The sequence below is a fragment of the Streptomyces sp. NPDC053541 genome (genome assembly GCF_044544705.1).
Classification (GTDB): Bacteria; Actinomycetota; Actinomycetes; order Streptomycetales; family Streptomycetaceae; genus Streptomyces.
The window spans coordinates 220,261-232,909 of sequence record NZ_JBITXM010000001.1 but is presented as its reverse complement, the minus strand read 5'-3'; the positions used below and the strand labels follow the sequence as shown (position 1 = coordinate 232,909).

The 12,649-nt window shown below is 75.0% G+C and carries 10 protein-coding genes; 3 read left to right on the top strand and 7 right to left on the bottom strand.

Going from position 1 to position 12,649, the window contains the following annotated elements:
- The first annotated feature begins 20 nt into the window (after window positions 1-20).
- Window positions 21-2,552: a helicase-associated domain-containing protein gene (locus ACIGW2_RS01225; RefSeq protein ID WP_399840479.1), complete on the top strand. Its 2,532-nt coding sequence runs from the start codon at window positions 21-23 to the stop codon at window positions 2,550-2,552.
- 45 nt (window positions 2,553-2,597) lie between these two features.
- On the opposite strand, the gene ACIGW2_RS01220 is transcribed toward ACIGW2_RS01225, so the two are convergent.
- From ACIGW2_RS01220 to ACIGW2_RS01200, 5 genes are read right to left on the bottom strand one after another with little or no spacing between them, the layout of a single operon-like run.
- Entirely contained in the window at window positions 2,598-4,085 is a 1,488-nt protein-coding gene (locus ACIGW2_RS01220; protein WP_399840478.1) for an HAD-IA family hydrolase, read from the bottom strand.
- A gap of 38 nt (window positions 4,086-4,123) precedes the next feature.
- Window positions 4,124-5,212: an ABC transporter ATP-binding protein gene (locus tag ACIGW2_RS01215; RefSeq protein ID WP_391652747.1), complete on the bottom strand. Its 1,089-nt coding sequence runs from the start codon at window positions 5,210-5,212 to the stop codon at window positions 4,124-4,126.
- A gap of 2 nt (window positions 5,213-5,214) precedes the next feature.
- Window positions 5,215-6,048: an ABC transporter permease gene (locus ACIGW2_RS01210; protein WP_399840476.1), complete on the bottom strand. Its 834-nt coding sequence runs from the start codon at window positions 6,046-6,048 to the stop codon at window positions 5,215-5,217.
- Complete coding sequence (locus tag ACIGW2_RS01205; protein WP_399840475.1) at window positions 6,036-6,974, bottom strand: ABC transporter permease; 939 nt, start codon at window positions 6,972-6,974, stop codon at window positions 6,036-6,038. The genes ACIGW2_RS01210 and ACIGW2_RS01205 overlap by 13 nt, the downstream gene beginning before the upstream one ends.
- Window positions 6,971-8,131: an ABC transporter substrate-binding protein gene (locus ACIGW2_RS01200; RefSeq protein WP_392172903.1), complete on the bottom strand. Its 1,161-nt coding sequence runs from the start codon at window positions 8,129-8,131 to the stop codon at window positions 6,971-6,973. Before ACIGW2_RS01200 ends, ACIGW2_RS01205 begins: the two co-directional genes overlap by 4 nt.
- A 227-nt stretch (window positions 8,132-8,358) precedes the next feature.
- Here ACIGW2_RS01200 and ACIGW2_RS01195 point away from each other — a divergent pair, with 227 nt between their 5' ends.
- Window positions 8,359-9,099: a GntR family transcriptional regulator gene (locus tag ACIGW2_RS01195; RefSeq protein ID WP_391652751.1), complete on the top strand. Its 741-nt coding sequence runs from the start codon at window positions 8,359-8,361 to the stop codon at window positions 9,097-9,099.
- A gap of 102 nt (window positions 9,100-9,201) precedes the next feature.
- Window positions 9,202-10,842 (top strand): DNA repair helicase XPB, encoded by a 1,641-nt coding sequence (locus ACIGW2_RS01190; RefSeq protein ID WP_391652752.1) that lies wholly within the window; start codon window positions 9,202-9,204, stop codon window positions 10,840-10,842.
- 105 nt (window positions 10,843-10,947) lie between these two features.
- On the opposite strand, the gene ACIGW2_RS01185 is transcribed toward ACIGW2_RS01190, so the two are convergent.
- Both ACIGW2_RS01185 and ACIGW2_RS01180 read right to left on the bottom strand, forming a co-directional pair.
- Window positions 10,948-12,312, bottom strand: a complete 1,365-nt coding sequence (locus ACIGW2_RS01185) for a hypothetical protein (RefSeq protein WP_399840474.1) — start codon at window positions 12,310-12,312, stop codon at window positions 10,948-10,950.
- Between the two features lie 64 nt (window positions 12,313-12,376).
- A complete protein-coding gene (locus ACIGW2_RS01180) occupies window positions 12,377-12,616 on the bottom strand; it encodes a hypothetical protein (protein WP_399840473.1) in 240 nt (79 codons plus the stop codon).
- Between the last annotated feature and the right edge of the window lie 33 nt (window positions 12,617-12,649).

Sequence of the window (12,649 nt, the reverse complement as noted above, 5' to 3'; positions counted from 1 at the left end):
CAGGGGCTAACGTGGTGCGGATGGGGATCGGTGGGATCGGTGAGCTCGACCGGGAGGCGCACGTGCCCAAGGAGACCGGCGCCGGGGCGGCGCCGCGGACGCTCGCGGAGGCGCTCCGCGCGGGTGGGGACGAAGGGCTCGCCGCGCTGCTGCGGGCGCGGCCCGATCTGCTCTCGCCGGTGCCGAACGACCTGACGCAGCTCGCGACCCGGGCCGGCACGCGCGGTTCCGTCGTGCGGGCCCTGGAGCGGCTCGACCGGTTCGCGCTCCAGACGGCCGAGGCGCTCGCGGTGGCCCCCGACCCCGCCCCGTACTCCGTGCTCCTCGGGCTGCTCGCCGGGGACGGCGCCGACCCGGAGATCGAGGCGGCGCTGCCGCGCGCGGTCGGGGTGCTGCGCGAGCAGGCGCTGGTGTGGGGCGACGACGAGCGGCTGCGGCTGGTGCGCACGGCGCGCGAGCTGCTCGCGCCCTCGGCACAGCACCCCTCCCCCACCGGGCTCGGTCCGAGCGTCGCCGAGGCCACGGCCGGGATGTCACCGGGTCGCCTCCAGGAGATCATCGCGGCCGCCGGGCTGCCCGCGACGCACGACCCGGTGTCGGCGGTGGCGGCGCTGACGGAGCTGTTCACGGACCGTACGAGGATGGCGGCGCTGCTCGACACCGCGCCGCCCGAGGCGCTCGCGGTCCTGGACCGGCTGGTGTGGGGGCCGCCGTACGGGGAGGTGACGGCCGATCCGGCGCCGCCGGTGCGCTGGCTGCGCGACCGGGGCCTGCTGCTGCCGGTCTCGACGCGGACCGTGGTGCTGCCCCGGGAGGCGGCGCTGCACCTGCGCGGCGGGCGGGCGCACCGGGTGCCGGAGCCGGTGCCGCCGGAGGTGACGGCGGCCCGCACGTACCGTCCACAGGTGGTGGACAACGCGGCGGCCGGTCAGGCCCACACCGCGCTCGCGACCGTCGAGGAGCTGCTCAAGTCCTGGGACCAGGGCGGGCCGCAGGTGCTGCGGGCGGGCGGTCTGTCCGTACGGGACCTCAAGCGCACCGCCGCCGCCCTGGACGTGCCCGAGCCGACCGCCGCGTTCTGGCTGGAGCTGGCGCACGGCGCCGGGCTGCTGGCCTCGGACGGCGAGGCCGACGAGCGCTACGCCCCGACCCCCGCCTACGACGACTGGCTCGACCTGCCGCCGGCCGAACGCTGGGCCGCGCTCGCCGCCGCCTGGCTGGCCGCGACCCGCACGGCGGGCGTGGTCGGCGGGCAGGACACCAAGGGCCGCACCCTGTCGGCGCTGGGCCCGGGCCTGGACCGGGCGCAGGCCCCGGAGGTGCGCCGCCGGGTCCTCGCGCTCCAGGCGGCGCTGCCGCCGGGGGCCGCCGCCGACCGGGACGCGCTGCTCGCCCGGCTGCGCTGGGACCGGCCGCTGCGCAGCGGCGGGCCGCTCGCCGACCTGCGCGAACAGCTCGCCGTGTGGACGCTGGACGAGGCCGAGTTGCTGGGCGTCACGGGGCGCGGCGCCCTCGCCACCCCGGCCCGGGCGCTGCTCAACCTGCCGCTGGCCGAGGCGGCCTCGGACGACGCCTTCCACGGGCACGACTGCGAGCCGTCGGTCGCCGCCTCCCGCGCGGCGACCCTGCTCGCGCCGCTGCTCCCGGAGGCCGTGGACCACGTGCTGCTCCAGGCGGACCTGACGGCCGTGGCGCCGGGGCCGCTGCGCCGACCGCTCGCGGACGTGCTCGCGGTGCTCGCGGACGTCGAGTCGAAGGGCGGCGCGACCGTCTACCGCTTCACGCCCGGGTCGGTGCGCCGGGCGCTGGACGCCGGGCGCAGCGCCTCCGACCTGAAGGACTTCCTCACCGCCCACTCGCGCACCCCGGTGCCGCAGCCGCTCGCGTACCTCATCGACGACGTGGCGCGCCGGCACGGGCACCTGCGGGTCGGGGCGGCGTCCGCGTACGTGCGCTGCGACGACGACGCCGTGCTGGGCGAGATCCTCGCCGACCGGCGCGCGGCGGCGCTGGGGCTGCGCCGCCTCGCCCCGACGGTCCTGGCCGCGCAGGCGGACCCGGCCTCGCTCCTGGAGGGCCTGCGGGCGATGGGCTACGCGCCGGCCGCCGAGTCCGCCGAGGGCGACGTCCTGGTCACCCGCGCCGACGCGTACCGCACCCCGCCCCGTACCGCCCCGGCGCCCGTGCCGGACGGCCCGCCGGCCCCGGACGCGACCCTCCTGAAGGCGGCGGTCCGGGCGATCCGCGCGGGCGACCACGCGGCGACGGCGGCCCGCCGGGAACCGTCCACCGCGGCCCCGCTGGCGCCCGGCGAACTCCCCCGCACCTCACCGGCGGAGACCCTGGCCACCGTCCAGGCCGCGGCCCTCACGGGCTCGGCGGTCTGGATCGGTTACGTCAACGCGGAGGGCGCGGCCAGCCAGCGGGTCATCGCCCCGGTCCGCGTCGAGGGCGGCTTCGTCACCGGCTACGACCACACGGCCGACGAGGTCCGCACCTATCCGCTGCACCGGATCACGGGCGTGGCGGAACTGGCGGAGGAGGAAGGCTAGAGCGCCTGCCCGAGCCCCTCCGGGTCCCGCCGCACCCCCGGGCGCCTACAGCGCGAACGTCGTCACCACCGCCGCGTGGTCCGAGGGCCACTGGTTCGCCGCGACGTCCGGCCACGGGGCCGGGCTGCCCGTGACCAGGGTGCGGGAGGCGAGGACGCGCAGGCCGTGGGCGTTGTGGAGGACGAAGTCGATCCGGTCCTGCGGCTCGGGGGCGCCCGCGTGGGGGCCGGGCTCGGGATGCACGGGGTGGATCGGGGACCAGGTGGGGCCGGGGGTCAGGGCCGGGTCGGGGTGGGCCTCGCGGAAGGAGTCGCGCAGGCCGGCGGCCTCGGCGGCCAGGGTCACCGGCCAGGGGACCTCGGGCCGGTCGAGGTGGGAGGGGGCGTTGAAGTCGCCCGTCAGGACGACGGGCCGGACCGTGTCGGTGCCTTCGCCCGCCTCCTCGCGGATCCGGGCCAGGGTGTCCCGCATCTGGGCGAGGCGGACCTCCTCGTGGGCGGCCAGGTCCTCGGCCGGCAGGCCGTCGAAGTCGGCCTCGTAGGGCCCGTACGGGGTGTAGTGGAGGTGCGCCGTCCAGACGTCGACCTCGCGACCGGTCCCGTCGATCCGGACGCGGACGCCGGCCGCCCCGTAGAAGCCGACCCCGGGGTCGCCGAGGCGGGCGACGATCGGGTGGCGGCTGAGGACGCCGAGGTTCTCGCCGGCCGCGTGGTGGTGCCAGCCGAGCGCGGCGGCCAGCTCCTGGGTGGCGGTGCGCCCGGTCTCCTGGAGGCCGACGACGTCGGCGCCGGACGCGCGGACGGCGGCGAGCTGCTTGGCCCGGTGGTCGTCGACCATGCCGCCGCCGAGCCACAGGTTCCAGCTCATGACGGTGAGCGTGCGCCCGGCGAGCCCGGCCAGGAGGGCCGGGGTGACGCCGGTCAGGGTGTCCCGGACGGTGCGGCCGGGGCCCGGCGGGATCGGGGTGACGGAGGGGACCGCGAGCACCGCGCAGCCCGCCGCCTCCGCCGAGGCGACGCCGGTCGGGGTGTCCTCGACGGCCACGCAGCGCGCGGGCTCGACGCCGAGCGCGGCGCAGGCCGCGAGGTACGGCTCGGGCTCGGGCTTGGTGGTGCCGGTGTCGTCGGCGGTGACGGTGACCGCGAACCGGGGCGCGCCGCGTTCGGTGAGCGCGGCGACGACGGTGTCGGCGACGGCCCGGGGCGAGGCGGTCACAAGGGCGGTGGGGACGCCCTCGCCGGCCAGCGCGGCCAGCAGGTCGAGCGCGCCGGGCCGGGGCACGACGCCGGCCCGCACCCGGTCGGCGAACTCCCGGTGCAGCACCGCCGCCAGTTCGCCCGCGTCGGCGCCGGTGGCCGCGGCGAGCCAGTCCGCGGTGTGCTCGACGGGCCGGCCGAGGACCTCGGGCCGGTCGGCGTCGGTGAGCGGCCGGCCGGCGACCAGTTCCACCGCCTCCCACCACAGTCCCTCGGTGTCGACGAGCGTGCCGTCCATGTCGAACAGGACGGCCTGGACGGGGAGTTCGGGCTTCACGTGGGTCGGCGTCGCTTTCTGTGCTGCTGGTGCGGGTGTCACGGGCGGGGTGCGACGAGGACCGGGCGCTCCCGGAGGGTCACCGTCACGGCGTCCCCCGCGGCGTACGCGACCGCCTCGTGCGTGGGCAGGTCGGCCTTGACCTCGGTGGTGTCGGCGAGCCGGACGGTGAGCCGGGTGGTGGCGCCGAGGAAGGCGGTCGCGACGACCCGGGCCGAGCACGCGCCCTCCGTCGTGACCCGTACGTCCTCGGGCCGTACGAGCACGTCCACCCGGCCCGTACCGCCGGCGGGTGGCTCGCCGTCCACCGGCAGCCGGCGGCCGAGTACCTCGACGGTGCTGCCGTCGAGGTCCCCGGGGATCCGGCTCATGGTGCCGACGAACTCCGCGACGAACGGGGTCGCGGGCCGGCCGTACAGCTCGGCGGGCGGGGCGCACTGCTCCAGGCGGCCGGCGCGCATCACGGCGACCCGGTCGGCCATGGACAGCGCCTCCTCCTGGTCGTGGGTGACGAAGAGGGTGGTGATGCCGAGTTCGCGCTGGATGCGGCGGATCTCCTCGCGCAGCCCGAGCCGCACCTTGGCGTCGAGCGCGGACAGCGGTTCGTCGAGCAGCAGGACGCGCGGTCGCAGCGCGAGGGCGCGGGCGAGGGCGACGCGCTGCTGCTGGCCGCCGGACAGCTGGTGGGGGTAGCGGCCGCCCTTGTCGGCGAGGCCGACGAGCTCCAGCAACTCGGTGGCGGTGGAGCGCCGTTCGGCCTTGCCGACCTTGCGCATGCGCAGCCCGAAGGCGATGTTGTCGAGCACGTCGAGGTGCGGGAAGAGGCTGTACGACTGGAAGACCATGCCGGCGTCGCGCCGGTGGGCGGGCACCCGGGTGATGTCGGCGCCGTCCACGAGCACGGCCCCGGAGTCGGGCTGCTCGAAGCCGGCGAGCATGCGCAGGGCGGTGGTCTTGCCGCAGCCGGAGGGGCCGAGCAGGGCGAGGAGTTCGCCGGGGGCGACGGTGAGGTCGAGTCCGTCGAGCGCGGTGGTGGCGCCGAACTGCCGGCGCAGGCCGCGGAATTCGACGGTGGCGGCGCCGGCGCCCGGGTCCGTGCGCGGCGCGAGGGGGGCGGTCACGGTCATGGTCATCCCTTGGAGGCCTTGGAGGTACGGGTACGGCGTCCGCCGGCCCCGGAGAGGGCCAGGAGCAGCAGCCAGGTGACGAGGAGGCTGAGGACGGAGACGGCCACGGACATCTGGGCCTGGGAGCCGGAGATGTTGACGATCCACACGGCGAAGGGCCGGAAGCCGAGCAGCTGGGCGACGGTGTACTCGCCGAGGACCAGGGCCAGGGTGAGGAAGGCCGCGTTCATCAGCGCCCCGCGCAGATTGGGCAGCACGGCGCGGAGCAGCGCCTGGGTGCCGTTGGCCCCGCAGCTGCGGGCGGCCTCGACGAGGGTGCGGACGTCGACGGCCTGGAGTCCGGCGTCGAGGGCGCGGTAGGTGAAGGGCAGCGCCATCACCACGTACGCCAGGACGAGGACGACGGGGAAGTCCGGGTTCTGCAGGGCGACGAAGGTCTGGAAGAGGGGCGTGCGGGCGAGGTGTTCGGGGCCCCACTTGAGGACGGTGCCGATGCCGGCGACGAACGCGATGGGCGGCACGACCAGCGGCAGCGAGCAGACCGCCTCGACGAGCGGCTTGAGGCGGGGCGCGCCGAGCCGCAGGGCGACGAGGGCGGGCACCATGAGCAGCAGGACGACGGCGATGGTGACGGCGGCGAGGCCGAGCGAGAGCAGCAGGCTGGTGGTGAAGCCCTCGGTGCCGATGATCGTCGTGTACGCGTCGAGGGTGAGGCCCTGCCCGGGCACGTCGACCGTGAAGACGACGGAGGCGGCGAGCGGCACCAGGAAGTACAGCCCGGCGAGCCCGAGGACGAGCGGGCGCCAGGCCCGGTGCGTGCGGTTCAGGCGAGCCATCGCGAACTCCGGCGTTGCAGGGGCAGGTAGACCGCCATGACGAGCCCGGCGATGACGACCATGTCGAGGCTGAGGGCGAGGGCCACGTTCTCCTGGCCGACGAGGACGTTGCCGGAGATCGCGTCGGAGATCTGCAGGGTGACGAGCGGGACGGCGCTGCCGACCATGGCGGCGGCGGTGGCGTAGGCGGCGAAGGCGCTGCCGAAGAGCAGCACGAGTCCGCCGAGGAGGCTGGGCAGCAGCACCGGGAGGGCCACGTGCCGCCAGTACTGGAGGGCGGTGGCGCCGTTGTTGCGGGCGGCCTCGCGCCACTGGGTGCGCAGTCCGTCGAGGGCGGGGGTGATGGTGAGCACCATGAGCGGGATCAGGAAGTACAGGTAGACGAGGACCAGGCCCCAGAAGCTGTAGAGGCTGAAGCCCTTCTCGGTGAGGCCGAGGTGCCGGGTGAGCACGCCGGAGTTGCCGAGGGTGGCGACGAAGGCGAAGGCGAGGGGGACGCCGCCGAAGTTGGCGAGCACGCCGGAGGCGGTGAGCACGGCCTCGCGCAGGGCGCGGGAGCCGGAGGACACGATGGCCTGGGCGAGCGGGAGGCCGAGGAGGGCGGCGAGCACGGCGGCGGTGGCGGAGAGCTCGACGCTGCCGAGCAGGGCGGTGCGGTAGGCGCCCTGGAGGGAGGCGGTGAGGTTCTCCGTGCCGTACGTGCTGACGCCGGTGGCCGGGTCGTCGACGGTGAGGGCGCCGCCGAGCATGGCGACGGCGGGAATGCCGAAGGCGATCGCGGTGAAGGCGAGCAGCGGGACGGCGGCGAGCCAGGCGGGGGCGCGGCGCCGCCGCTGCCGGGCCCGGGCGGGCTCGGCGGCGGCGACGGCTGGGGCGGTGCCGGGGGCGGCGCCGCGGGCGGTGCTGCCGGGGGCGGTGGCCGTCATCCGGAGACGGCCTTGCCCCAGCCCTGGGCGAGGGCCGTCTTGGCCTTGGCCTGCTGGGCCTCGGTCGGGAAGGACGGCACGCCGGAGACGGCGGGCAGCTTGAGGGCGGCGGCCTGGTCGAGGGTGCCGGCCTTGTCCATGGCGGGCATCAGGACGGGCCGGGCGAAGCCCTTGAGCCAGAGGTTCTGGCCCTCGGCGCTGTAGACGTACTCCTGCCAGAGGCGGGCGGCGGCGGGGTGCGGGGCGTCCTTGTTGATGGCCTGCGAGTAGTACTGGGCGTAGCGGCCGTCGGTGGGGACGGCGACCTTCCAGTCGAGGCCCTTGGACTTGAACTCCTCGGCGTAGCCGGCGTTGAGGTAGTCCCAGTCGATGGAGATGGGCGTCTCGCCCTTCTCGACGGTGGCCGGGGTGGACTCGACGGGCGTGTAGTTGCCGTTCTTCTTCAGCTCGGCGAAGAAGTCGAGGCCGGGCTGGATGTCGTCGAAGGAGCCGCCGTTGGCGAGGGCGGCCGCGTAGACGCCGCCGAAGGCGGAGCCGGACTTGGTGGGGTTGCCGTTGAGGGCGACCTGGCCCTTGTACTCGGGCTTGAGCAGGTCCTTGAAGCTGGTGGGGCAGTTCTTGACCCGCTTGGCGTCGCAGCCGATGGAGACGTAGCCGCCGTAGTCGTTGTACCAGCGGGCCTTGGGGTCCTTCTGGCCCTCGGGGATGTCGTTCCAGGCGGCGACCTTGTACGGGGCGAACAGGCCCTGCTGGGCGCCGCTCAGCGCGAAGGAGCTGCCGAGGTCGAGGACGTCGGGGGCGCGGTCCTGGCCCTTGCGGGAGGTGACGGCGTTGATCTCGTCCTGGCTGGAGGCGTCGGGGTTCTCGACCTCGACCTTGATGCCGTACTTCTTCTGGAAACCGTCGATGAGGGCGCCGTAGTTGGCCCAGTCGCGCGGGAGCGCGATGGCGTGCAGCGTGCCCTCCTTCTTCGCGGCCGCGGCGAGGGCGTCCAGGCCGCCGAGGTCGGCGGCGGAGGTGGCGGTGGCGGCGCTCTTGCCGTCGGCGGTGGTGGTGCCCTCGGGGGCGGCACCGCAGGCGGTGAGGGCGAGCGCGGCGACGAGGGCGAGGGAGCCGCCGAGGGCGGCGCTTCTCGGGAGGGTCGCGGGGACGGGCACGGCTTCTCCAGGAGCTCGGGGGGCGCTGAGGCGAGAACTTGTCTGAACAAGTCGGCCTCAGTACGCCGGTCTTCGATGACCTGAAGGTGAACGAGGGCGGAACGGATCCCCGCGATTCCCTGCACAATCAGGCCTGTTGGCGCGCGTTTCCAGCCAGTTGGGAGCTGGTCTACGCTGAGCGCGCTGCACACACCTTCCGCGCCCGACCGATGTGACCTGGGGGAACGATGACCGCGCGCCACGAGCAGATCGCCGCGGAGCTCCGGCGCGCGATCCACCGCGAGGAGTACCCGGTCGGCGCGCACCTGCCCGCCGAGACCGAGCTCGCCGCGCGGTACGGCGTCTCGCGCGGCACCGTCCGCCAGGCCGTCGCCGCGCTCGCCGCCGAGGGCCTCATCGGCTCCCGCCAGGGCGCCCGCCGGGTGGTCCTGGCCCCGCGCCGCAGCCAGAGCTTCGCCGAGCTGCGCAGCTTCGCCCAGTGGGCCCAGGCCATGGGCCGCACCGCCACCGGCCGGGTGATCGCCCAGGAGCACCGCCCGGCCACCGCCGAGGACGCCACCCGGCTCCACCTCCCCCAGGGCACCCCCCTGCTCAACGTGCTGCGCCTGCGCGGCCTCGACGGCGAGCCGGTGCTCGTCGAGCGCACCGTCTACGCCGACTGGATCTCCCCCGCCGTCGCCGCCCTCGACCCCGACTGCGCCTCGGTCACCCAGCGCCTCTACGAGGACACGGGCCTGGTCTTCGCCCACGGCGAGCACGTCATCGACGCGATCGCGGCCGGCGCCCACGACGCCGCCCTCCTCGCCGTCCGCCGCACCAGCCCCCTCCTCCGCGTCCGCCGCGTCACCACCACCCACGACGGCCGCCCGGTCGAATGGTCCGACGACCGCTACCGCCCGGACGCGGTCAGCTTCACGGTCCACAACGCGATCGGCCACAACCCGCTGGTGCGGACGACGGCGGGGTGACCCCGCGGGACGGGGACGGGACGGCCGGGCATCAGGCAGACTGGATGTTTGGCCTGGCCACCCGGTCCGGTGGTCCGGTCGTGCGGAAGGGGATGCACGTAGATGAACGGTCCGCTCATCGTCCAGAGCGACAAGACGCTCCTCCTGGAGGTCGACCACGAGCAGGCGGACGCCTGCCGGCGGGCGATCGCGGCGTTCGCCGAGCTGGAGCGGGCGCCCGAGCACATCCACACGTACCGGGTGACACCGCTCGGGCTGTGGAACGCGCGGGCCGCCGGGCACGACGCCGAGCAGGTCGTCGACGCGCTCGTGGAGTTCTCGCGGTACCCGGTGCCGCACGCGCTGCTCGTGGACGTCGCCGAGACCATGGCGCGCTACGGGCGGCTCACGCTCAGCAAGCACCCCACCCACGGGCTGGTGCTCACCACCACCGACCGTCCGGTCCTGGAGGAGATCCTCCGCTCGAAGAAGATCCAGCCGCTGGTCGGCGCCCGGATCGACCCCGACACCGTCGCCGTGCACCCCTCCGAGCGCGGCCAGATCAAGCAGACCCTGCTGAAGCTGGGCTGGCCGGCCGAGGACCTCGCCGGGTACGTGGACGGCGAGGCGCACCGGATCGACCTCGCCGAGGACGGCTGGAGCCTGCGCCCGTACCAGCGGCAGGCCGTCGAGGGCTTCTGGCACGGCGGCTCCGGCGTCGTCGTGCTGCCCTGCGGCGCCGGCAAGACGCTCGTCGGCGCCGGGGCCATGGCCCAGGCGAAGGCAACCACGCTCATCCTGGTCACCAACACCGTCTCGGCCCGCCAGTGGAAGAACGAGCTGGTCAAGCGCACCTCGCTGACCGAGGACGAGATCGGCGAGTACAGCGGCACCAAGAAGGAGATCCGGCCGGTCACCATCGCCACCTACCAGGTGCTGACCACCCGCCGGAAGGGCGTCTACCCGCACCTGGAGCTCTTCGACTCCCGCGACTGGGGCCTGATCGTCTACGACGAGGTCCACCTGCTGCCGGCGCCCGTCTTCAAGTTCACCGCCGACCTCCAGGCCCGCCGCCGCCTCGGCCTCACCGCCACCCTCGTCCGCGAGGACGGCCGCGAGTCCGACGTCTTCTCGCTCATCGGCCCCAAGCGCTTCGACGCCCCCTGGAAGGAGATCGAGGCGCAGGGCTACATCGCCCCCGCCGACTGCGTGGAGGTGCGGGTCGACCTCACCGACTCCGAGCGGCTGGCGTACGCGACCGCCGAGGCCGAGGAGAAGTACCGCTTCTGCGCCACGACCGCGACCAAGCGCAGGGTCACCGAGGCGCTGGTGAAGAAGTTCGCCGGACAGCAGATCCTCGTCATCGGCCAGTACATCGACCAGCTCGACGAGCTCGGCGAGCACCTGGACGCGCCCGTGATCAAGGGCGAGACCTCGAACGCGCAGCGCGAGAAGCTCTTCGACGCCTTCCGCACCGGCGAGATCAGCGTCCTCGTCGTCTCCAAGGTCGCGAACTTCTCCATCGACCTGCCCGAGGCCACCGTCGCCATCCAGGTCTCCGGCACCTTCGGCTCGCGCCAGGAGGAGGCCCAGCGCCTCGGCCGGGTGCTGCGCCCGAAGGCCGACGGCCACCAGGCGCACTTCTACTCGGTCGTCGCCCGCGACACCATCGACCAGGACTTCGCGGCCCACCGCCAGCGCTTCCTGGCCGAGCAGGGCTACGCCTACCGGATCGTCGACGCGAGCGAGCTGCTCGCGGAGTAGGGCGGACCACGGACAGGGCCCGGCCCGTGCGGTCTCCGCACGGACCGGGCCCCACGTCTTCCCGTACGCCGGTCAGACCCCGGGAGGGCCGGACCGCCGGGCGGATCAGGCCGCCGGGTTCAGGACGATCTTCGCCTTGTCGTTGGCGGCCTTCGGGTCGAACGGCAGACGCTCGTCCCCGTACGGCGGCCGCACCACCACCGCGCCCTTGGCGCCCGTCACCACGGTGTCGATCCGCAGCTGGAAGGGCAGGTTCAGGGTCTGCTGCTCGGCGACCCAGATCGGCAGGTCGCACTGGTAGCGCGGCGCGCCGGTGCGCTCCTCGCCCTCCCACCAGCCGCCGTCCGCCGTGCGCGGCTGGCAGGTGTCCGGCACGCCGGTGGCGGTCGCGCCCTGCGGGATCGTCACGTCGACGCGGCCGACCGGGTCGCCGGAGCCGAGGTTGGCGACCCAGGCCGGGCCGCGGTTGCGGAAGGTGACCTGGGCGGTGACGGTCTCGCCGGCCGCGCCGGTCAGCCGGGCGCCGCGCACCGCGAAGTCGGCCGTGTTGGTGACGCCGACGGACTTGATCGCGCCGTTGTCCTCGGGCTGGAGGTCCTCGGCGCCGTCGAGCGCCTCCAGGCCGATGTCCACGCGCTCCTGGAGGCCGTACGCGGCGACGGTGGCCGTGACCGGCGAGGGCAGCGTGAACGTGCCGCCGGGCTGGACGACGTCCTCGTACGCGCAGTCGACCTTGGTCACCGGGTGGATCGGGCCCTCTCCCCAGCCCGCCGGGGCGCTGACGCACTGCGGAGCGAGGCCGTTCAGGGTGAGGCCGCGGGTGACGTAGTACGTGACCCGGACGCCGCGGGCGGGCTGGTCGCCGCGGTTGACGGCGGAGACCGGCACGGGCACGGTCGCGCCGGGCGCGACGCCGGTGGACCCGGGGACGGGGGCCAGCGCGAGGTCGGGGCCGGTGGCGACGCGGACGTCGGTCCAGTTCTCGCCGGCGGTGAGCTGCTCGCCGGTGGTGGTCGTGGCCGTGGCCCGGTAGCTGATGCGGCCGGTCGCGCCGACCGCCGCGCCGACGGCGGCGCGGACCTGCACCCGCACCTTGTCGGTGCTGTCCTCGCCGCTGAGCGGGATGTCGGAGACGGCGCAGACGGCGGTCGTCGCGTCGGCCGGGGCACAGTTCTCCGGCCAGGTGACGTCGGCGATGCCGGCGAGGCCGGAGACGTCGACGGTGAGCTTGCCGTCGACGACCTGGTTGGCCGCGTTGTCGTGGTTGAGGCGGAGGCTGAGGGTGGTGGGCGCGGGCTGCGGTCCCGTCTCGCTCGCCTTGGGCAGCACGAGCTGCCAGGGCGTCGCGGTGACCCACAGCTGGTCGCTGTCGGCGAGGGCCGGGGCTGCGGTCAGTCCCACGGTGACCAGACCCGCCACGGCGGCACAGGCACCGAGCCGCGCGACGCGGCCGGTGGAAGGCTTCTTCATGATCTCCTCGTTCATCGAACGGCGATGCGAAGAGGAGACCCGCGAGGGCGGGCGATGGTTGTGCTCAGTCGCAGGTCGGGCGGTCCGTGGTCGGGCGGTCCGTGGTCGGGCGGTGGCCGAGGTGCGCCGGGCGCGGGTCGCGCACGCCCGCGCGCCGGTCGCGCTCCGCGCCCTCCTGGTACGAGCCGAGCAGGACGACGCCGACGGCAGCCGCGCCGAAGGCCCGTATCGCGCGGAGGACGAGGCCGAGGCGGTGGGGGACGGCGGACGAGGGGGCGGGGGCGAGGGTGGTGGTGGCGGTCATGCATCCATCATCCGAAACGGACATTCCGAACAC

What these genes read in the sequence shown, in the direction of transcription:
- ACIGW2_RS01180 (WP_399840473.1), bottom strand. Translation starts at nt 12,616, where the DNA reads ATGACCGCCACCACCACCCTCGCCCCCGCCCCCTCGTCCGCCGTCCCC.
- ACIGW2_RS01215 (WP_391652747.1), bottom strand. Translation starts at nt 5,212, where the DNA reads ATGACCGTGACCGCCCCCCTCGCGCCGCGCACGGACCCGGGCGCCGGC.
- ACIGW2_RS01190 (WP_391652752.1), top strand. Translation starts at nt 9,202, where the DNA reads ATGAACGGTCCGCTCATCGTCCAGAGCGACAAGACGCTCCTCCTGGAG.
- ACIGW2_RS01210 (WP_399840476.1), bottom strand. Translation starts at nt 6,048, where the DNA reads ATGGCTCGCCTGAACCGCACGCACCGGGCCTGGCGCCCGCTCGTCCTC.
- ACIGW2_RS01205 (WP_399840475.1), bottom strand. Translation starts at nt 6,974, where the DNA reads ATGACGGCCACCGCCCCCGGCAGCACCGCCCGCGGCGCCGCCCCCGGC.
- ACIGW2_RS01185 (WP_399840474.1), bottom strand. Translation starts at nt 12,312, where the DNA reads ATGAAGAAGCCTTCCACCGGCCGCGTCGCGCGGCTCGGTGCCTGTGCC.
- ACIGW2_RS01225 (WP_399840479.1), top strand. Translation starts at nt 21, where the DNA reads ATGGGGATCGGTGGGATCGGTGAGCTCGACCGGGAGGCGCACGTGCCC.
- ACIGW2_RS01195 (WP_391652751.1), top strand. Translation starts at nt 8,359, where the DNA reads ATGACCGCGCGCCACGAGCAGATCGCCGCGGAGCTCCGGCGCGCGATC.